18 protein-coding genes are annotated in these 19136 nt (G+C 72.2%); 7 read left to right on the top strand and 11 right to left on the bottom strand.

Annotated features, from left to right (window positions below; genetic code table 11):
- The 6 genes from ETD85_RS33460 to ETD85_RS33435 form a co-directional block, all read left to right on the top strand.
- Positions 1-358, top strand: a 358-nt coding sequence (locus ETD85_RS33460; RefSeq protein ID WP_138693809.1) for a winged helix-turn-helix domain-containing protein, incomplete at its 5' end; no start/stop codon positions are given.
- Positions 355-1455: a sensor histidine kinase gene (locus ETD85_RS33455; RefSeq protein ID WP_138693808.1), complete on the top strand. Its 1101-nt coding sequence runs from the start codon at positions 355-357 to the stop codon at positions 1453-1455. The genes ETD85_RS33460 and ETD85_RS33455, both read left to right, overlap by 4 nt.
- 117 nt (positions 1456-1572) lie before the next feature.
- Positions 1573-2268, top strand: a complete 696-nt coding sequence (locus ETD85_RS33450) for an NUDIX hydrolase (protein ID WP_138693807.1) — start codon at positions 1573-1575, stop codon at positions 2266-2268.
- Positions 2269-2281: 13 nt separating this feature from the next.
- Positions 2282-3460, top strand: coding sequence for a 5'-methylthioadenosine/S-adenosylhomocysteine nucleosidase family protein (locus ETD85_RS33445; RefSeq protein ID WP_240779600.1), 1179 nt, complete (start codon positions 2282-2284; stop codon positions 3458-3460).
- Positions 3457-5448 carry a hypothetical protein gene (locus ETD85_RS33440; protein WP_138693805.1) on the top strand — a complete coding sequence of 664 codons (1992 nt, stop codon included), beginning with the start codon at positions 3457-3459 and terminating at the stop codon, positions 5446-5448. Before ETD85_RS33445 ends, ETD85_RS33440 begins: the two co-directional genes overlap by 4 nt.
- 146 nt (positions 5449-5594) lie before the next feature.
- Positions 5595-6518 (top strand): NADP-dependent oxidoreductase, encoded by a 924-nt coding sequence (locus tag ETD85_RS33435; RefSeq protein WP_138693804.1) that lies wholly within the window; start codon positions 5595-5597, stop codon positions 6516-6518.
- A gap of 64 nt (positions 6519-6582) precedes the next feature.
- Here the strand turns inward: ETD85_RS33435 and ETD85_RS33430 are convergent, their stop codons facing one another.
- Both ETD85_RS33430 and ETD85_RS33425 read right to left on the bottom strand, forming a co-directional pair.
- The gene (locus tag ETD85_RS33430; RefSeq protein ID WP_138693803.1) at positions 6583-7146 is read right to left on the bottom strand and encodes a hypothetical protein; all 564 of its coding nucleotides are present in this window, start codon (positions 7144-7146) and stop codon (positions 6583-6585) included.
- A 165-nt stretch (positions 7147-7311) separates the two neighbouring features.
- Positions 7312-8643, bottom strand: a complete 1332-nt coding sequence (locus tag ETD85_RS33425; protein ID WP_240779601.1) for a M28 family metallopeptidase — start codon at positions 8641-8643, stop codon at positions 7312-7314.
- Between the two features lie 77 nt (positions 8644-8720).
- Between ETD85_RS33425 and ETD85_RS33420 the strand changes: the two genes are divergently transcribed.
- A complete protein-coding gene (locus ETD85_RS33420; RefSeq protein ID WP_138693802.1) occupies positions 8721-9548 on the top strand; it encodes an alpha/beta hydrolase family protein in 828 nt (275 codons plus the stop codon).
- A gap of 4 nt (positions 9549-9552) precedes the next feature.
- Here ETD85_RS33420 and ETD85_RS33415 read toward each other — a convergent pair whose 3' ends face one another.
- From ETD85_RS33415 to ETD85_RS33375, 9 genes are read right to left on the bottom strand one after another with little or no spacing between them, the layout of a single operon-like run.
- On the bottom strand, positions 9553-10479 hold the full coding sequence (locus ETD85_RS33415) for a phosphotriesterase family protein (RefSeq protein WP_276617297.1): 927 nt from the start codon (positions 10477-10479) through the stop codon (positions 9553-9555).
- A gap of 32 nt (positions 10480-10511) precedes the next feature.
- Positions 10512-11735 carry an FAD-dependent oxidoreductase gene (locus ETD85_RS33410; protein ID WP_138693800.1) on the bottom strand — a complete coding sequence of 408 codons (1224 nt, stop codon included), beginning with the start codon at positions 11733-11735 and terminating at the stop codon, positions 10512-10514.
- Positions 11732-12424 (bottom strand): SDR family NAD(P)-dependent oxidoreductase, encoded by a 693-nt coding sequence (locus ETD85_RS33405; RefSeq protein WP_138693799.1) that lies wholly within the window; start codon positions 12422-12424, stop codon positions 11732-11734. The genes ETD85_RS33410 and ETD85_RS33405 overlap by 4 nt, the downstream gene beginning before the upstream one ends.
- Entirely contained in the window at positions 12421-13185 is a 765-nt protein-coding gene (locus ETD85_RS33400; protein ID WP_138693798.1) for a sugar isomerase domain-containing protein, read from the bottom strand. The genes ETD85_RS33405 and ETD85_RS33400 overlap by 4 nt, the downstream gene beginning before the upstream one ends.
- The gene (locus ETD85_RS33395) at positions 13182-14063 is read right to left on the bottom strand and encodes an ROK family protein (protein ID WP_170246966.1); all 882 of its coding nucleotides are present in this window, start codon (positions 14061-14063) and stop codon (positions 13182-13184) included. Before ETD85_RS33395 ends, ETD85_RS33400 begins: the two co-directional genes overlap by 4 nt.
- Positions 14060-16108, bottom strand: a complete 2049-nt coding sequence (locus ETD85_RS33390; protein WP_138693796.1) for a GH36-type glycosyl hydrolase domain-containing protein — start codon at positions 16106-16108, stop codon at positions 14060-14062. The genes ETD85_RS33395 and ETD85_RS33390 overlap by 4 nt, the downstream gene beginning before the upstream one ends.
- The gene (locus ETD85_RS33385; protein WP_138693795.1) at positions 16105-16905 is read right to left on the bottom strand and encodes a carbohydrate ABC transporter permease; all 801 of its coding nucleotides are present in this window, start codon (positions 16903-16905) and stop codon (positions 16105-16107) included. The genes ETD85_RS33390 and ETD85_RS33385 overlap by 4 nt, the downstream gene beginning before the upstream one ends.
- On the bottom strand, positions 16902-17834 hold the full coding sequence (locus ETD85_RS33380) for a carbohydrate ABC transporter permease (RefSeq protein ID WP_138693794.1): 933 nt from the start codon (positions 17832-17834) through the stop codon (positions 16902-16904). The genes ETD85_RS33385 and ETD85_RS33380 overlap by 4 nt, the downstream gene beginning before the upstream one ends.
- Positions 17831-19117: an ABC transporter substrate-binding protein gene (locus ETD85_RS33375; RefSeq protein WP_138693811.1), complete on the bottom strand. Its 1287-nt coding sequence runs from the start codon at positions 19115-19117 to the stop codon at positions 17831-17833. The genes ETD85_RS33380 and ETD85_RS33375 overlap by 4 nt, the downstream gene beginning before the upstream one ends.
- Positions 19118-19136 lie beyond the last annotated feature (19 nt).

Genomic DNA, 19136 nt, shown 5'->3' with positions numbered 1-19136 from the left:
GTTCGCGTCCGCCGGGCGGGTCGCCCGCGTCCGGCCCCTGGCCCGCCGGGCCACCCCGCCGCTCCCGCCCACCCGGGCCTGCGGGGACATCACCCTCGATCCGGCCCGCCGCACCGTGTTCCGGGCCGGCCGCCGCGTTGACCTGAGCGCCAGGGAGTTCGCCCTGCTCGAATGCCTGCTCGCCGTGCCCGGCCTGGTCATCTCCGCCGAAGAGCTGCTCGAACGTGTCTGGGACGAGGCCGCCGACCCCTTCAGCAGCGCCGTCAAGCACACCATGCACCGGTTGCGGGCCAAGCTCGGCGACCCGCCCGTGATCGAGACCATCCGCGAAGGCGGCTACCGCATCGGACCGTCGTGACCTCCCGGCAGCCGGCCAGAAGGTCCCTGCAGACGCGGCTCGCGCTCGCCTACGCGGCGGGCATCTACGCCGCCGGGGTCCTGGTGGTCGTCTTCGTCGACGTCCCGCTGGCCAGCATCGAGGCGACCGTCCCCCAAGGCCGCCCATCGCCGAGCGCGATCACCGAAACCGGGCCCGGGATCAGCCTGCCCCAGCTCCTCATCGGATCCGCCGCCGCCCTGGTCGTGCTGATTCCCGTCGCCCTGGCTCTCGGCTGGTACGTCGCCGGCCGCTTCCTGCACCCGCTGCGCGCCATCACCGCCACCGCCCAGAGCATCTCCGCCGGAAACCTCCACCGGCGCCTGGACCTCGGCCGGCCCGCGGACGAGCTGACCGAGCTCGGCCACACCCTCGACGACCTGTTCGCCCGCCTGGAGGCCTCCTTCGACGCCCAGCGCCACTTCGTCGCCAACGCCTCCCACGAGCTGCGCACCCCGCTGGCCGGCCTGCGTACCCTCCTCGAAGTCGCCCTCGCCGACCCCGACGCCGACGCCGGCACCCTGCGCTCGGTCTGCCAGGAGGCCCTCGCCCTGGGCGGACACCAGGAACGGCTCGTCCAGGCACTGCTCGCCCTGGCCAGCAGCGAGCGCGGCGTCACCCGCTGGGACACCCTCGATCTCGCCCACGTCGTCGAAGGAGTGCTCGCCTCCCGCCGCGGCCAAGCCGCGCGGAGAGGCGTCGACCTGACCGGCCACCTGACGCCCGCGGTGACGGCCGGCGACCCGGGACTGATCGAGAGCCTCGTCGCCAACCTCATCGACAACGCCGTCCGCCACAACCACGCGGACGGGCACGTGCAGGTCACTACGCGGACCTCCGGCACGCAGGCGATCCTCACCGTCACCAACAGCGGGCCGGTCATCCCCGGCGACCAGCTCCAGCGCCTCTTCCAGCCCTTCCAGAGACTGGCGCCCGAACGCCACGGCCACCGCGACGGCTACGGCCTCGGGCTCGCCATCGTCAACGCCGTCACCCAGGCACACCACGCCACCCTCACCACCAGGGCACGCCACGAAGGGGGCCTGTCCATCACCGTGCGGTTCGCGAGCCATCCCTGACGCGCGAGCTGCTGTCGCAGGTGAGCAGGCGCACGACCCCGCTCGGCAGCGAGCCGCCCGGATTCTCATCCGGCGGAAAGACTTCCTGTCGAACTGACAAAAAGTTATGGTGGGCTCATGCCCGACGACCCATGGCAGCCGCCGCGCATCCTGCTCGCGGTCGACCTGGTGATCCTGACCCTGCGCGACGCGCGCCTGCACGTCCTGCTCGTCGAACGCGGCGTCGACCCGTTCCTCGGGGCCCTCGCCCTGCCGGGCGGCTTCCTGCGCGACGAGCACGAGGACATCGAGGCGGCGGCGCGGCGCGAGCTGTCGGAGGAGGCGGGCCTGACCGACGTACACCTGGAGCCCCTGGCCGTGTACGGCGAGCCGGGCCGCGACCCGCGCGGCCGCGTCGTGTCCGTCGCCTACCTGGCCGTCGCGCCCCGCCTGCCGGAGCCGGTCGCCGGCACCGACGCCGCCGGCGCCTCCTGGACCCCGGTGGACGACGCCCTGGCCCCGGACGCGAAGCTGGCGTTCGACCATCGCCGCATCGTCATCGACGGGGTCGAGCGCGCGCGTACCAAGCTGGAGCACACCGCCCTGGCCACCGCGTTCTGCCCCGAGACCTTCACCATCTCCGAGCTCCAGCAGGTGTACGAGGCCGTCTGGGGCGTCAGCCTCGATCCCCGTAACTTCTACCGCAAGGTCCAGGGCGCCCGCGGCTTCATCGTCGCCGACGGCCCGATGCGCAAGACCCCGAACGGGCGGCCCGCCCGGCTCTTCAAGGCGGGCCCGGTCCACGTCCTCATCCCCCCGATGACTCGGCCTTAGGAGGTCGATGGTCATGATCGTGATTCTCACCGCGCTGGATCTGGAGTATCAGGCCGTCCGCGAGCACCTGACCGACCCGCGCGTGCACCGCCACACCGCCGGCACCCGTTTCGAGCTCGGCCGCCTCGCCGGCGACGGGCGCCGGGTGGCCCTGGGCCTGGTCGGCAAGGGCAACCATCCGTCCGCCGTGATCACCGAGCGGGCGATCGCCGAGTTCTCGCCGTCGGCGCTGCTGTTCGTGGGGGTCGCCGGAGCCCTGTGGCCCGGCGTCGGCCTCGGCGACGTGGTGGTGGCCACGCACGTGTACGGCTACCACGGCGGCACCAGCGAGGACGACGGGCTCAAAGCCCGCCCCCGCGTCTGGGAGATCGCCCACGAGACCGACCAGATCGCCCGCCACCTCTACCGCACCGGGACCTGGACCGGCCGCCTGCCCGCGGGCGCGGCCGTGCCCGCGGTGCGCTTCGGCCCGATCGCGGCCGGCGAGGTCGTACAGGACTCCGCGATCTCCGCGCACGCCCAATGGGTGCGTCAGACCTACAACGACGCGCTCGCGATCGAGATGGAGGCGGCCGGGGTGGCGCAGGCCGCCCATCACAACAGGTCGCTGCCCATGGCCGTGGTGCGCGGCATCAGCGACCGCGCCGACGGCACCAAGACCGCGACCGACGGCCTGAACTGGCAGCCGAAGGCGGCGGCCAACGCCGCCGCCTTCGCCGTGGCTCTCGCTCAGGAACTGGCCGCGGAGCACGAGAACCACCCGGTGAGCAACGCGAGCGACGCGAGCGACGCGAGCAAGGCGAGAGAGGCGAGAGAGGCGAAACGCATGACCGACAGCGTGAAGAACGTCGCCCGCGACAACGCCCGGGTGGGCGTGCAGGCCGGGCACATCCACGGAAACGTCACCATCGGCCAGCCGCCCCAGACCCGGGCGAGCGACCCGGCCGCCCAGCTCGCCGAGCTGCGCGATCGGCTGGCCAGGGCGCGCAAGGCCCAGGAGGTGGACGAGGACACCTTCACCGCGGCGGAGGAGGAGATCGCCGTCGCCGCCGAGTCGCTGTCCGAGAGCACCGAGGAAGGCAGGAGCAAGGCGATGATCGCGCTCAAGAAGCTCCGCGGCCTCCTGGCGGACGTGGCCGAGCTGGCGGCGCACGTGTCGACCGTCATCGCGGCCATCCGGGGCGTCCTGTGAACGATTCCGGCCCCGGGCCGACCAACCTCGCCATGGACTCGGCGAACGTCGCCGTCCAGGCGGAGGCCATCCACGGACCGGTCAACGTTTACCAGGTCAGGTCCGCCCCCTCACCTGAGGAGACCTTCAAGGTGGGGCTCAATTCCCTGCGCGCCGGGATGGCTCCCGAGGCGCGCGAGCACATCCGCGACGCCGTGGTCCTGCAGGACTACGTCAACGGCCGCTCCTGCTTCTACCTGCTGCTGGCCCTGCTCAGCGGGCGCACCCTGCAGCAGGTGCCGCCGGACGAGATCGCCGTGCTGAGCCGCGTACGCGGTGCCGTCAAGGACGACGACGCGTGGGCTGACGCGATCAAGCTGGTCGACCACCTCTTGACCTCCCGCGCCGCGGAGAATGGGGCAGCCGACATAGAGCAGGAGCTCCAGAATCTGACCGACGAGCAGCGCAACGACGTCCTCCAGCACATGGAGATGTTCCTGGACAGCTCCGCCGAGGACGCCCTCTGGGCGCGCGCCTTCGACGCCGCCAAAAGCGATCGCTACGCGAAGGACCGGCTGCGGCGGGCCTGGAAGTTCTTCCAGCCGGAGCCCATCGGCCCACGGGTACAGCCGGCGGATCCTGTCGTCATCAAAGCCGGCGCCTGGACCAAGGCCACGGCGACCGCCGCGCTGGCCGTGGCGGCCGTCGGCTTCATCGGCGCCACGGCCTGGCAGCACACAGGGACGGCGGCCGTGTCCGCCCTGCTGGCTCTCGCCGCCGGTTGCTACGCGAGCGTGCGCAGCGGCGTGGAGTGGCGGTGCAGGAAGGAGCGCTGCCAGGCGAAGGAGCGCGAGCACCTGCGCGAGCCGGCCACCACGCGCGGCGATGGTTTCGCGCGCAAGATCGATCGGCAGTTCAACCACTATTCCGCGCGGTACGCCCCGCGCGAGGCGGACAAGGCCCGCTGGCTCGCGGAGACGGCGGGCATCCGCCGGGCCATGCGTGACGAGGTGGTCACCATCTACCGGGAGAGCACGGTCAACGCCAAGCGAGTCGCCTGGCTCACCCGATACCTGGTCGCCGACGTCGCGCGGCGCTGGGAGGCGGGCAAGCTGTGGGACTACCGCAAGGAGTTGCGCGTCCCCATGCTCGTGAAAGCGATGTGCGTGCTGGCCGCGATCGCGGCGGCCGCGGCAGGCGCCTTCCTGATCTGGAGCGGCGCGCACGTCAGGCCGTTCGTCGTGGCGCCGGCCGCCCTCGTCGCCGTGGCCTCCGTCTGGTTCGCCGCTCGCCTCTGGCTGGACATCGCCGCGGAGTACGAGCGGCACGCCGCCGACAAGGCGGAGAAGGCGGCCCTGCTGGCCGGCCGCCAGGCGGCCTTCGACCGGTGGAAGCTCAAACTCGCCGACCGGCCGGACGACCTCGAGATGGCCCGCTGGCTGGAGTGCGACAGGAAGGCGCTGATGGAGCAGGCGATGGACCTCTACCGGCTGAAGCGGCAGGACGTCCTCGCCCACGCCTTCATCGAGGCACCCGCCACGCCCTTCTACGACAGGGCACGCGTCGAGAACGGGCCATGGCGCTATTCGAAATACAAGATCCTGCTCTTCCTGCTGACCAAGGACGGCGTGCGGCAGTTGACCATGCGCCTGGACTTCCAGAAGGTCACCTTCCCCATCCGGGCGCGCACCAACTACCGCTACGACGCGTTCACCTCCGTCCAGGTGGCCGAGACCGACAGCGGCGAGAACGTCTTCGAGCTGACGCTGACCAACGGCGACCCGATCAAGGTCAAGGTGACCGATCCGCCGACAGACGTCACCGAGACCGAGGACAAGGATCCGCAAGGCGCGTCACAGGTGACCCTCGGTACGGCGGGGATCTGGAACGCCCTGCACGTCCTGGAGGGGGTCGCCGCGGAAGGCAAGGAGTGGATCGCCTGCGAGCGCCAGCGCGAGAAGGTCCCTCTCGCGGCGGTGAGCAAGGCCGTGAACGCCATCTTCGCCTGACGAGCCGGCTTCTCAGGGCTCCAGAGGCATCCTCGGACCGCCGATCCTGGGGAGACCGCTCCGCTCCCGCGCGGTCGAAGGCGCTGGCATGGTCGAGGTGTGGCCGTCCAAGGTCCATCTGAGCGAGGAAGAGCGGTGAGCACGGGATGAAGGCGGTGCGGTTCCACGAGTACGGCGGGATCGACGTCCTGCGGGTGGAGGAGGTGGAGCGGCCGGTGCCCGGCCCAGGGCAGGTGCTGGTCGAGGTCCGCGCGGCCGGGATCCAGCCCGGCGAGGTGATGATCCGGGCGGGCGCGCGGCACGAGCGCTGGCCGGCGACGTTCCCCTCCGGGCAGGGCAGCGATCTGGCCGGCGTCGTGGTGGCGGCCGGTTCGCAGGCGCGCGGCGTCGCGGTCGGCGACGAGGTCCTCGGCTTCACCCACAACAGGGCGAGCCACGCGGAGTTCGTCGTGGTGGACGATGTGAATCTGACGCCGCGTCCGGAGGGGCTGTCCTGGGACGTGGCCGGGTCGTTGTACGTGGCCGGCACGACCGCGTACGCCACCGTGTTCGCGGTCGACCCCGGACCGGCCGACACCGTCGTGGTGTCCGGCGCGGCGGGCGGCGTCGGATCCCTCGCCGTGCAGCTCGCGCGGCGGCGCGGCGCCACGGTGATCGGGCTGGCCGGCGAGCGGAACCACGCCTGGCTGAAGGAGCGCGGTGTCATCCCGGTCGCGTACGGGGAGGGTGTGGCCGAGCGGGTCCGGCAGGCCGCCGGGGGAGAGGTCCACGCGTTCATCGACACGTTCGGCGACGGCTACGTGGACCTGGCGATGGCGCTGGGCGTGCGCCCCGGGCGGATCAACACCATCCGCGACTGGCAGGCCGCGGCCAGGGTCGGCGCCCGAACCTACGGAGAAGGCGCGGCGGCCTGCGCGGTCGTGCTCGGCGAGCTGGCCCGGCTCGCCGAGCGCGGGGAGCTCGAGGTGCCCATCGCCCGCACCTACCCGCTGGAGCAGGTGCGGGACGCGTTCCGCGAGCTGGAGCTTGGGCACACCCACGGCAAGATCGTGCTCCGGCCGGGCCGGTGACGTGGGCGCGGCGATCCGTCCCACGGGCCCGCCGCCGACCGCTCGCGCCACCCGGCTCCTGGGATCAGCCGCTGTAGGAGATCCAGCCGTACTCGTACTGGGTCCAGCCGTTCTCGTCCCCGGTGTGCCGGCGGCCGGTCATCACCTGGTTGGTGCCGGCCAGTGAGGCGTGGTTGTTCTCCCTGACCCAGACGTCCGTTTGCCTGGGGGTGATCTGCACCGGCTTGCCCTGCCAGTACAGCGCGCCGCTGTAGTAGATCGTGTCGCCGTTCTCGTCGCCGTCGTGCCGGATCCCGGTGATCGCCTCGTTCGCCGGTGAGTGGTAGTTGTGGTTGTTCTCGTCCGTCACGGTGCCCCAGATGTCCAGCTTGAGCACCGTGACCTGGACGTTGTCGATGTAGATGCGGCCGCAGTGGAACGTGGTGTCGCCGTTCTCGTCGCCGCGGTGCCCGCGGCCGATCAGCACCTCGTTCGTCGGGCAGATGAACTTGCTGTTCGACTGTTTCAGGGTCGAGACCTGCCCGGGACGGATCTCGATCGCGGCGGCCGCGGCGGGGCCGGCGGGGACCAAGGTGAGGGCGGCGACGGCCGACGCCGCCAGCGCGGCCGTCAGAGACTTCTTGAGCATGTCCGTGTCCTTCGACGAGAGCCTTCAGTGAACGGAGTCCATGGTCGCCACCACGATGGCGACCGTCGTCCGCCTGAAGGGTGAGCGCGGGTCCGCCCGTACGGTGATCCACCCGCTCGAACCCCCGCGTCCGGACCGGGGCGCTGGAGACGCCGTTCGGCCGCGTCAGGCGCCGGGCGTGCTCGCGGCGCTCGACGCCCGGAGCTCGTCCGGGGTCCAGCCGGCGGTGCCCGCCACGATCCGGACGGCCGCGCGGGCCAGCGGCTCCAGCCCGGCCACGTCCACCTTGTCGATCGTGTCCGCCGAGTCGAACAGGTACATCGGCGCCGACAGGAAGTGCACCAGCGGCACCCCCTCGGGATGGAAGAACGCGCCGTCCGTGGGCGGCATCGGCGAGAACACGTCCGGCGGCAGGACGAACGAGCGCCGCAGGTCCTCCGCCTCCAGCGTCGCCGCGACCAGCTGCTCCAGCTGGGGAGCCCGCGTCGTGAACCACCACCTGACCTCCGGGTCGGTGGTCGGCACGAGCCGGCCGTCCACCGCCTCGCAGCGCAGCGCGGCATGCTCCAGATGCAGCTGGAGCACCACGTCGGTCAGCTCCGCACGGTGGCGGTCGATGAAGGCCCGGGTGCCCGCCGCGTGGGCCATGTGGCCGGAGGTGAGGAGGAACGTCAGATTGTGCGGGCGCTCCTCCGCCGGGACTCGGGCCCAGTGACGCGCGGTGGCCAGGACGAGGGCCAGGCCGGAGGCGTCCTCGACGGCCGAGGCCCACGGGGCGTCGTGGTGCGAGGCGACGATGACCGTGTGGGGGGAGCCGCCGGGGAGGGTGGCGACGACGTTGTGCGTGGTCACCGTGTCGATGGCGGACTCGGCGATCAGCTCTCCCTCGCACGGGAGCCGGTCCAGGAGCCGGCGGGCGTCCGTACCGGACAGCCACAGGCCGGGGATCGGGCGCTCGATCGCGTCGTACGGGACGTAGTAGTCGCGGGTGTCCCAGGGGAGGCCGGTCAGCGCGCCGACGAAACCCGCGGCTCCCGCCGCCAGGGCGGGCTCGACGACCTCCATCATCCGCGGACCGAACGGGAGCGTCTGCACGAGCGTGCCGAAGCTGCCCTCGGGGTCGTAGGCCGAGGTCGCGAGCGTCTTGACGAACGACTGCGGCAGCTCGGTGAAGGTCAGCTCGTCCACCGCGATGTCGCCCGGCCGGGCGTCGGCCAGCCGCGCGATGCGCCCTCGCAGGCTCCCGGACGGCGCCGTGAACGGCAGCGGCAGGCCGGGCCACGAGGTGCCGTCATCGAGGCGGAGCAGCCCGGCGCCCGGTTGCCAGCGCCGCACCTCAACCGGTTCGAGCGAGACCTCCAGCCCGAAGTCCGACAGGCGCTCGGCCAGCCACCGCTCGGTCCACGCGTCCGCCGGGTATCCGGGGCGGCGGATGCCCTGCCCCACGACGGTCTCGATCCAGCCGAGCATCTCGGCGGCGGACGGCATGTGCTCCATGACCACGATCCAACCATTGACAGGACCCGCTTGTGAAGCGAGAGTTCCGGTCATCCGTACAAATTTGGGGAGCTTGCATGAAGCTGCTCGTGCTCATCGTCGCGGTCTCGCTGGGACTCCAGGCCAGTCCGGCGCAGGCCGCGGACACCATCGAGGCGCACTACGAGGTCGCAGGACCGTGGACGGTCGCGACCGCCGACGCGCCGGGGTACAAGCTCTACTACCCGGCCGACCTCGGGGCCGGTGGCGTCGTGCACCCCATCGTCACCTGGGGCAACGGGACCAACGCGGTGCCCGGGCAGTATCCGGGGCTGCTCAACCAGCTGGCCTCCTGGGGGTTCGCCGTGGTCGCCTCCACCGACACCACGACGGGCACCGGGTCGGAGATGATCGCCGCGGCGCAGTACCTGATCGCCAGGAACGCCGACGCCGCCAGCGTCTTCCACGGCAAGCTCGACGTCACCAAGGTCGGCGCGGTCGGCCACTCCCAGGGCGCGGGCGGCGCGGTGAACACCGCCACCAAGTCCGGCGGCCTGATCGACACCGTCGTGCCCATCGCGCTGCCCGCTCCGGTCTGGGTGAGCGCGGGTGACAGCTTCTCGGTGAGTCAGCTGACCTGCCCGGTGCTGTTCGCCGGCGGGTCCGGCGACGTGCTCATCTCGCCCAACTCGGCGCTGCAGGCGTACTACGACCAGGTCCCGGGCGCGGCGGCGAAGGCGCTGCTCAAGGGCGCCGGGCACAACACGATCCAGGGCACGGGCGGCGGCTTCCTCGGGTACGTGACCGCGTGGCTGATGTACCAGCTCCAGGGCGACACGTACGCGCGTGGCGCGTTCGCGGGCACGTCGCCCGAGCTCAACACCAACGCCGGCTGGCAGAACCAGACGGAGAAGAACCTGCCCTGAGCCGTCACGGGCCGGGCGGGCGCAGCGCGAAGGCGGCGCGCGGGTTGCCGGTCAGCGCCGACTCGGCCACCTCGCCCAGCCCCGCCGCCGCCAGCCGGGGCACGAACCGCTCCAGCAGATAGGTCAGCCCCGGCCCGCCGCCCAGCCCGGGCCAGTACGACCGCCGCGCCAGATCCATGCCGAACAGCAGCCGATGCCCGAGCCCGCGCCCGGCCAGCTCCGCGACGAGCGCGACGATCTCGCTGTCCGGCCCGTACTTGATCCGCCCGGGGCGGTCGAAGGCCAGATAAGCCCCCCTCTCCGCCAGGGAGATGAGATATCCGGGATCGGGGTTGTGGTCGATGTGCCCGAGCACTACCCGGTCGGCCGCCACCCCGCACGCCGACAGCGCGTCCAGCAGCTCGTGGCCCATCGTGCCCTTGTCGCAGTGGGTCACGACGGGCACGCCGGTGCGGACGGCGGCCTGCGCCACCGCGCCCACGAGCCGCTGCACGCCGCGCCCGAAGGCGTGGTACGCGGTCGCGATCTTGATGGCGCCCGCCCGCGCGGACGACCGCCGCACCAGCGGCCCGACCAGCCCGTACTCGTCCATGCCCAGCTCGATCTCCGCGACCAGCAGCTCGGTGATCTCGCCGGGCGTGTAGTGGTGCAGCCAGTGGGCGTCGCTGTAGTAGGCGCTCTTGTGGAAGCCGGTCACCGCGATCACGTGCAGTCCGGTCCGCTCGGCCAGCGCCTTCATCAGCGACGGGCTGCGGCCGAAGCCCAGCGGCGTCATCTCCACCACCGCCGACAGCCCGAGCCGCTGGGCCGCCGCCACCTCGGCGACGGCCGCGTCCAGGGAGTCCAGCCGGTAGTCGGGCTCGTTGCGGACGGGCCAGTCACCGGTCATGAAGAAGTGCTCATGCGCATATGTCACACCGAGCGACTCCACGTCGCCCAGCACAGTGCGAACCAGTCCCGGCGTCACAGGAGCGCCCCTTCCTCGCGCAGCCGGGCGCGCAGCACCTCCACGTCCACCGCCCCGGGATCCAGCCCGGCCCGCGCGGCCAGCGCCGCGGCGGTCCCGGCCGCCTGCCCCATCGCCATGCACTGCCCCATCGACCGGGCCGAGGCGTGCGCGTCGTGCGTGGCCGACAGGCACCGCCCGGCCACGATCAGCCCGCCGACCTCGACGGGCAGCAGGCACCGGTACGGGATCCCGTAGGTCCCGTAGTCGTGCACGTACTCCCACCGGGTGGCCGATCCCGCGGCGTGATCCTCGATCGGCGCGCCGCACCGGGCGATCGTGTCGGGAAAATCCCTCCCGGCCAGTACGTCATCAGAAGTCAGGACATATTGCCCGAGGAGGCGTCGCGACTCCCGCACCCCGATCCGGACAGACGTGCTCAGCAGCACCGCCGACTCGTACCCGGGCACCTTGGCCCGCAGGAAGCGGACGTACTCCCGCACCTGCGCACGTCCTTCACGTTCGGCACGCGACAGCTCGAACGGGTCGGTCGGGTCGAGCCCGCTCACCCGGGTCAGATTGGTGTGCACGATCCCGTCGTTGACGGTCCTGTGCACCGAGCCCTCGCGCCTGGGCAGATCGGCGTCGGCCATCAGCGCGTGCAACTCGGACGAGCTCGTGGCGGACAGGTCCACCCCGCCCAGCCGGAACGTGGCCGTCATCGGCTGCGCCCGCAGGCCGGGGCGCTCCAGCGCGGCTCCGGCCCGCCAGGCCACCTCGCCGTCGCCCGTCGCGTCCACGATCACCCGGGCCTTGACCAGGAACCGTCCCGCCACGGTCTCCACCTCGACTCCGGCGCCCGGCACGTACGCGCAGACCCGGGCGTGCAGGAGCACGCTCGCCTCCGAGGTGAGCTCGTCCCAGACGAGCTTGAGCTCCTCGGGCTCGTACGTGACGCCGGTGCCGGCCCCGTAGGTGTTGGGCCGCTCGAAGGCGGCACCGGCGGCGAAGAGCCGCTCGCACACCTCCCAGCCGATCCCGCCGACCACCCTCCGCGAAACCGGACCGGGGGCGTAGAAGCCGTAGAACGTGTCGAGCACGGCGACACCGGTGCCGCCGAGGAAGCCGGCCGGCTCCACCAGCAGGCACGACGCGCCGGCACGCACGGCCGCGACGGCGGCCGCGCACCCGGCGCTGCCGCCACCCGCGACGACCACGTCGCCTTCCCACAGGACGTTCACCGCAGATGCCACCCTCCGTCGACGGGAATGACCGCGCCCGTGGTCCGCCCGGACGACGGCGAGAGCAGCCACAAAACGGCCTGCGCCACTTCCTCCGGCAGGCAGGGCGTCGCGCCGAGCGGCATCAGCGCGGGCAGCCTGGCCTGGACGGAAGCGGACGTACGCGCACGAAGACTCATCGGCGTGGCCACGAGACCGGCCGAGATCAGGTTGACCCGCACGCCGCGCGGGGCGGCCTCGCGGGCGGCGGTCCTGATCAGCGGGATCAGCGCGCCCTTGGCCGAGGCGTAGGCCACCGTGCGGAAGTCGTCGTCGACCGACGTGCCGAGCGCCGAGCCGATCACCACGATCGAGCCGCCCTCGGGCAGCACGGGGATGGCCGCGCGCAGCAGCCGGAACACCGACTCGTGGTTGACCCTGTGCACCTCGTGCCAGGCCTCGTCGGTGCACTCGGCCACGCCGCCGTCACCGAGCGACCTGCCGGACATGCCGACCGCGTGCACGACGCCGGCGATCCGCCCGTGCCGGGCCGTGGCCTGGGCCAGCGCCTTCTCGACCTGGCCGGGCTCGGTGATGTCGAGCCCGCCGGACAGGTCCACGCCGTAGGCGCTCGTACCGGCTGTCTCGATCGCCGCCACGCAGGCGCGGCCGATGCCGCCGTCCGATCCGGCCACCAGGACGGCGCTCATGGCTTCCTGAGCACGGCCGCGGCGCGGCGCGCGTGCTCGAGATAGGCGGCCTCGAACAGCTCGCCGGAGCGGGCGGCGCCGACGAGCTTGGCACTGGAGATCACCGGCGGGGTCCAGCCGCCCGCGACCAGCAGCTCGGCCGTGCGGACCTTGATCTCGTTGACCACGGAGACGGCCGCCAGCGTGCTGCCTGGCCCGACCGGCTCGGCCAGCCCCTCCACCCGGCACAGCGCGTCGCCCACCGGGGTGCGCAGGTCGATCACCACGTCGGCGTGGTCGGCGAGCCTGGTCCCGCTGGGATGGCCGGGCTCGACGGCCATGGTCTCGTTCATCGAGGTCACGGCCACGACCCGCAGGCCCGCCTTGTGCAGGCCCATCGCCATCTCTACGGGCACGGCGTTGAGCCCGCTCACGCTGAACACGATGGCCGCGTCACTCGGCCGCAGCTCGAAATTGGCCAGGATGGCGTCGGCCAGCCCTTCGACGCGTTCGATGAACATGGCCTGCCGCATCCCGTTCGAGCCGGCCACCTGCGTGTAGAACGTCGTGGACAGGTCGACGATGGGATGGAAGCCCGGATAGGAGCCGTAACGGGGGAACATCTCCTCCACGCCTATCCGCGAATGCCCGGTGCCGAACGTGTGCACCACCCCTCCGCCGAGGATGGCCTCCGAGGCGATGCGAGCGGCTCGGGCAAGGCTCTCCTCCTGCGTCCGTTCGATCTCGCCGAGCAGTTCCATGGCACGGCTGATCCACTTCATCCAGATCTCCTCCCAAAGAGCGCGGCGCCGATCGCCCCGGCCAGCGGGCCGAGTGCGGCCGGCAGCACCGCGAGGTCCCCGATCAACGGTCGTCTCCGCGCAAGCTCGGCGTGCAGGGCGGAACGCATGAGGTCGAGCGCGCCGGAGACGCCGCCGCCCACGACCACCGAGCCGACGCCGAGGAGCGCCGCCGCGTCGCCGAGCGCCACGCCGAGCGCCCAACCGGCCCGCTCGAACGCCTCGACCGCCCGCCCGTCACCGGCCCTGGCCGCTTCGGCGACCTCCGCGACCGTGCCCGCCGCGACTGTGCCCGCCGCGACCGTGCCCGGGCTGAAGGCCCGCACGATGCCCGGCCCGGCGGCGAACGTCTCCAGACAGCCCCGGTTGCCGCAGCAGCAGGCCGATCCTCCAGGGGAGACCGTGAGGTGCCCGAGCTCGCCGAGGTTGTCCCGCGGCCCGGCGAGCACGGCCCCGCGCAGCGCGACGGCCCCGCCCACGCCCGTGCCGAGCACGGCGAACAGCACGTCGGCCAGCCCGCGCGCCGCGCCCAGCTCCAGCTCGGCGCGCGCGAACGCGCGGGCGTCGTTGACGACGGAGACGGGGACTCCGGCCAGCTCGCGCAGCCGGGCGGCCACGGGGTAGCCGTCCCAGTCGCCCGGAGGATTGGGGACGAACAGCGCGGTTCCGGTGTCGCGGTCCACATGGCCCGGGAGCCCGATCCCGATGGCCTCGGCGTGCGGGGCCAGCGAGGCCGCGAGCTTGACCGTCTCGTCCGGCCCCGGCGGCGTGGGGACGGTGCCCGAGGCGGTGACCGTGTCCCCGTCCAGCGCCGCCCACTTGGTGTAGGTGCCGCCGACGTCGACGCCGAGCACGGTCACGGCTCGACCTCCAGCACCGGGGAGGCGAAGAAGGCGCCGCCGCGCGGCTGCTGGAAGGGCTCGACGCCGAGCAGCCGCAGGTAGGCCAGCAGCGGCTGGGAGTGGCTGTGCAGGTTCGCGACCGGGTACGCCTGCATGGCGACGCCCACCTCGGCCAGGTCCCACGTACGTCCGGGACGGGCGGTCTCGGGCGCCAGGTAGGCGTCGGGGCCGGACAGCGTGCCTTCCCAGACGTCCGGGTAGGCGGCCGTGTGCGCGGTCAGCGTCATCCGCCGCCACCAGTCCCAGGCCAGCTCGGGGAGGTACGGAGCGGCGGCCCAGACGAGCGTCATGTTGATCGCGTACCAGATCGTGCCGACCCCGCCAGGCCCGTACGCGTCGCGCGCGGGCCAGCGCAGCCGGGCGCCCAGCGGGGAACCGGCGGCCGAGGTGCGCTCGATCGTGCGTAACAGCTCCACGGCCCGCTCAGGCGGGGCGGCGTCGCACAGAATGGCCCAGGGCTGCACCTCCAGCCACAGATCGTCGTCGCCGACGATCGCCCCCGGGCCGTACGCGCGGCGGTACCAGCGCCCGTTCCACTCGCCCGCGACCAGCTCGCGCAGCTCCTCGCCCAGCTCGCGGGCCTCGGCGGCGGTCGGGTCGTCGCCGAGGCGCTCGGCCAGCATCGCGTAGCGCGGCAGCACCCAGGCGGCCATGGCGGAGTTCAGCACGGACTCGCCCTGGGCGATCATCACCTCGCGCGGCACGCCGCTCTCGCTGATGGCCAGGTCGTTCCAGTCGGCGTTGAGGATGCGGAGATGTCCGTGCTCGCCCCGTCCGACCACATCGACGAGGAACCTGAACTGCCTGCGCAGGTTCTCGTGCAGCGGCACCTCGGGGGACTCGTGGATCGGGTGGTACGGCACCGCCGCGCGGAAGGCGGCCTCGTCGCCCGTCGCGCTCAGGTACTCGGAGGCCAGCCACAGGGCCCACAGATTCTGGTCCGACGGGCGGAACAGGTCGGTCCAGGGCCGCTTGTCCGGTCCGAGCGCATAGGGCAGGTCGCCGTCGGGCCCGCCCCATGCGCACGTGTTGCGCAGCACGGACAGCGCCAGGTCCGGCTCGACGTAGACGAGCGGGAGGGCGTGCTGGAGCGGGTCGCGGGCGGCTCCGTTGAAGCCGTGCCGGAAGGAGTAGCAGGATCCCTGGTCCAAGGTGTGGCCACCGAGCACGCCGTCGGCGCAGGCCGCTCCGGTGAGCAGGGCGGCGTGCCAGGGGATCTCCCGCTCGGCCTCGGGCGCCTGCCCGGCCGCCGCGCGCGGCAGCCGGGCGCGCAGGGCCGCCAGGCTGCGCCCGAACGACGCGGGCTCGGGGGAGGAGTCCAGCAGGCCGAAGCGGAAGTGCAGCACCCGCTCGCCACCCGCGGCCAGCTCCAGCGGCACCTCCAGCCGCCCGCCCCGCGTCCGGGCCCCGCCGGAGGGCTCCGGCCCGGATCGCGTGCCGGCCCCGTCACCGGGCTCCGGCCTGGAGCTCGACTTCGCCTCGCCGAGGAGCTCCAGTTCGAGCCCGGGGTCGTCGGCGGCGGTGGCGCCGGTGACGAGCTCGACCCGGGCCGCGCCGGCCGCCCATTCCTCGGTCAGCTCCAGCCGCACCGGCACGTCGAGCAGGTTGCGCACCCGCAGCCGGATCAGCACCCACGGCTGCTCGCCCTCCGGGCACAGGACCGTGCGCTCCAGGGCCACCCGCTCGTCGGCCACCCGGACGATGGCGAAGGTAGGCCCAAAGACCCGCTCAGATCCCGAAATATCGGTGGAAAGCTCGCCGATCCGGGTCACCCCGGTCCCTCGCGTGAGCCACAGCAGGCCCGTGTGCTCGTCGAACAGGTCGCTCAGCCCGTAGTTGTCCGACACCAGGGTGATCCGCCGGTTGCCCACGTGCGCGAAGTGCCGCCGCGTGGGCGGGTCCAGCACCGGATCCCATTCGGCACGCGCGTCCCGATCCTGGTCCAGCGTGTACGCGAACGCCGGCAGCCCGTACGCCGTCGTCCACACCCCGTACGTGCTCATTTGCGTACCCCTCCCAGCGTCAGCCCCGCCACGTAGTAGCGCTGCAACAGGAACATCAGCGCCAGGGGCGGCAGCGCCGTGATCAGCGCGGCGGTGCCGACCAGGCCGGCGCTGAAGTCGTACTCGGTCTGGAGCTGCGACAACCCCACGGGCAAAGGCCACAGCCCGGGATCGTTGGCCACGATCAGCGGCCAGAGCAGGTTGTCCCACTGCGCCAGGAACTGCAGCAGGAAAAGCGTCAGCAACGCGGGCCGCAGCAGGGGAACCCCGATGCGCAGGAAGATGCGCAGCTCGCCCGCCCCGTCCACCCGGGCGGACAGCAGCAGCTCGCGCGGCAGCGCCAGGGCGAACTGGCGCACCAGGAACACCCCGAAGGCGCTCATCATGAACGGCACGATCATGCCCTGGAAGGTGTCGATCCAGCCCAGCGCCTTGACGATGAGGTACATCGGGACGAGCACCACGATCGGCGACAGCGACAGCGTCCCCACGATCACCGCGAACAACGCCCGGCTCCCGGGGAAGCGGAGCTGCGCGAGCGCGTACCCGGCGGCCGCGGAGAGGACCACCTCCAGCACCGCGATGCCGAGCGAGAGGATCAGGCTGTTGCGCAGGTAGAGCGGGAAGCCGCCCTGGCCGAACAGCTCCGCCACGTGCGCGCCCAGCTGGGCGGCGTCGAACGACAGCCCGCCGAGATCGTTCGCGTCCGAGGCGGAGGAGACGGCGAACATCGCGTAGACCGGCAGCAGCAGCGCGGCCACGACCAGCGTCAGCACCGTCGCGCGCAGGACCCTCACTGGTCGTCGCCCCCTCGCAGCACGCGGAACTGCGTGAACGAGAGCACCAGCATGGCCACGAGCAGCACCATCGCGATCGCCGACGCGTAGCCCATGCGCTCGAACGTGAAGCCGGTCGCCCACATGTAGAGCGGCAGCACCTCGGTCGCGCCCGCCGGTCCGCCCTTGGTCAGCAGGAAGGCGGGCACGAACGACTGCATCGCCCCGATCACCGCGATGACCAGCACGAACAGCAGGGTGCGGCGCAGCAGCGGCAGCGTGATGCGGTAGAAGATCCGCAAAGGCCCCGCGCCATCGAGCCCGGCGGCCTCGAAGACGCTCAGCGGCAGCCCCTGGAGGCCCGCGGTCAGAATGATCACGAACAGGCCGAGGTGCTTCCACGTCGTCATGATCACCAAGGCCCAGATCGCGAGCCCCTCGTCGGTCAGCCACGGCTGCGGCTCCACGCCGGCCAGCCCGACCAGGGCGTTGGCCGGCCCCCTGTCAGCGAAGATCGCCGACCACGTCAGCGACGTGGCCACCAGCGGCATCGCGGCCGGGATCATGACCAGCGCGCGGAGGAAGGCGTGGTAGCGGCCCGGCTTGCTCAGCGGCACGGCTATCGCCAGGGCGAGCACGATCGACGGGACCACGGAGGCGACGGTGTAGACGGCGGTGACCTGGGCCGAGTTCCAGAAGCCGGGGTCGTCCAGCATCCTGCGGTAGTTGTCCAGGCCCGTCCACTCGGGGGTGCCGGCGAAGTCGTAGCTGGTGAAGCTGAGGTAGACGGCCGAGGCGAACGGCACGACCCAGAACATCAGGAAGTAGAGAGCGGCGGGGAGCGCCAGCAGGCCCCCTGCCCGCGCCTCCGCCCACCGCTGCCCGTTCCCGGACCTTCGCGCGACCCGCGGCACGGGCCGCCGGGCGGCCGCGTCCAAGGACGTCGTCACAGGGCGATCCGCATCGCCCGGTCGAAGTCCGCCGCCGCCTGCTCCGGCGTCTTCTTGCCGAATGCCACCGCGTCGGCGGCGTCGGTCAGCGACTTGGCCATCTCGTTCCAGACGGGCGTCTGCGGCCCGAAGTCGGCGTACGGCGCGGACGCCGCCATGATGTCGATGGCCTTCTGGTCGGCTCCCGGCAGCTTCTCCCAGCCCTTGACCGGCGTGAGCAGGCTGGCGTCCTTGAGCTGCGTGGCGGCGACCTCCGCGCGCTGGAGGTAGTCGATGAAGTGCCAGGCGGTGTACTTGAGCTTGGACTGCCCGGCGACCGCCCACCCCCACGTGTACGCGGGCGCGACCGGCGGGCCCGACTCCCAGCGCGGCATCGGCGCGATGTCGAAGACCTTGCCGAACGTCAGCCTGGCGCTCAGCGACGGGAACAGATCCATCGCGAACAGCCCGGACACCAGCATCGCCGCCTCACCGGTGGCGAACAGCCCGAACCCCGACAGCGGGTTGGACAGCTTGGGGTTGCCCAGGCTGCCGTAGTAGCGCAGCGCCTCGACCCCGGCGTCCGTGGCGAGCGTGGCCTTGGCGGCGTCGGGGCTGAGTATGGTGCCGCCCTTGCCCTTGACCAGGGCGAGTAACTGCATCAGCGTCCACTGCGGGTTGCCCAGGATCCACTGGAGGCCGACCTTCTTGCCGTCGGCCGAGGTCAACCGCCTGCTGTATTCGGCGACCTCCTCCCAGGTGCTGGGCGGCTTGTCGGGATCCAGCCCGGCTTCTGCGAATCTGTCCTTGCGGTAGTAGAGGTAGCAGATCGTGTAGTCGACGGGGACGCCGTACAGCTTGCCGTCATAGGACAGCGAGCCGATCGCGTGCTCGTCGTACGCCTGGACCAGCACCTTCTCGTCGGCCACGCCCATGGCCTTGGGGACGATCGGGCTGAGCCGGCCCTTGCGCGCGTGGCCGGGGATGGTCCAGCCGCCGACCTTGAACAGGTCGGGCGGGACATCGCCGGCGAACGCGGTCAGCAGCTTGGCGTCGAGCTTGTCGACCGGCACGTACAGGGGAGTGACGTCCACGCCGCCGAACTCCTGGACGTACTTGTGCAGCAGCGGGTTGAACACCTTGTCGTACGCCTTGGTCTGGTGCAGCCAGACGGAGATCTTCCCCCGCGGCACCCCGTCGGCGGGCACCCCGTCGACCGGGTCCGAGCCGCAGGCGGCGAGCAGGCCGGATGCCGTCGCGAGAGTGGCGGTTCTGAGCAAGTCACGGCGCGTCAACCTGGTCATGCTCGACCTTCCGATATGG

Origin of the sequence: Nonomuraea zeae (assembly GCF_005889725.1) — a bacterium.
Taxonomy (GTDB): Bacteria; Actinomycetota; Actinomycetes; order Streptosporangiales; family Streptosporangiaceae; genus Nonomuraea; species Nonomuraea zeae.
The sequence above is the reverse complement of the archived record's forward strand: the minus strand, read 5'-3'. Positions and strand labels throughout refer to the sequence as shown.

Coding starts and splice junctions, on each gene's coding strand:
- ETD85_RS33400 (WP_138693798.1), bottom strand. CDS start 13,185: ATGAAGTGGATCAGCCGTGCCATGGAACTGCTCGGCGAGATCGAACGG.
- ETD85_RS33390 (WP_138693796.1), bottom strand. CDS start 16,108: ATGAGCACGTACGGGGTGTGGACGACGGCGTACGGGCTGCCGGCGTTC.
- ETD85_RS33450 (WP_138693807.1), top strand. CDS start 1,573: ATGCCCGACGACCCATGGCAGCCGCCGCGCATCCTGCTCGCGGTCGAC.
- ETD85_RS33445 (WP_240779600.1), top strand. CDS start 2,282: ATGATCGTGATTCTCACCGCGCTGGATCTGGAGTATCAGGCCGTCCGC.
- ETD85_RS33375 (WP_138693811.1), bottom strand. CDS start 19,117: ATGACCAGGTTGACGCGCCGTGACTTGCTCAGAACCGCCACTCTCGCG.
- ETD85_RS33425 (WP_240779601.1), bottom strand. CDS start 8,643: ATGGAGCACATGCCGTCCGCCGCCGAGATGCTCGGCTGGATCGAGACC.
- ETD85_RS33405 (WP_138693799.1), bottom strand. CDS start 12,424: ATGAGCGCCGTCCTGGTGGCCGGATCGGACGGCGGCATCGGCCGCGCC.
- ETD85_RS33420 (WP_138693802.1), top strand. CDS start 8,721: ATGAAGCTGCTCGTGCTCATCGTCGCGGTCTCGCTGGGACTCCAGGCC.
- ETD85_RS33435 (WP_138693804.1), top strand. CDS start 5,595: ATGAAGGCGGTGCGGTTCCACGAGTACGGCGGGATCGACGTCCTGCGG.
- ETD85_RS33430 (WP_138693803.1), bottom strand. CDS start 7,146: ATGCTCAAGAAGTCTCTGACGGCCGCGCTGGCGGCGTCGGCCGTCGCC.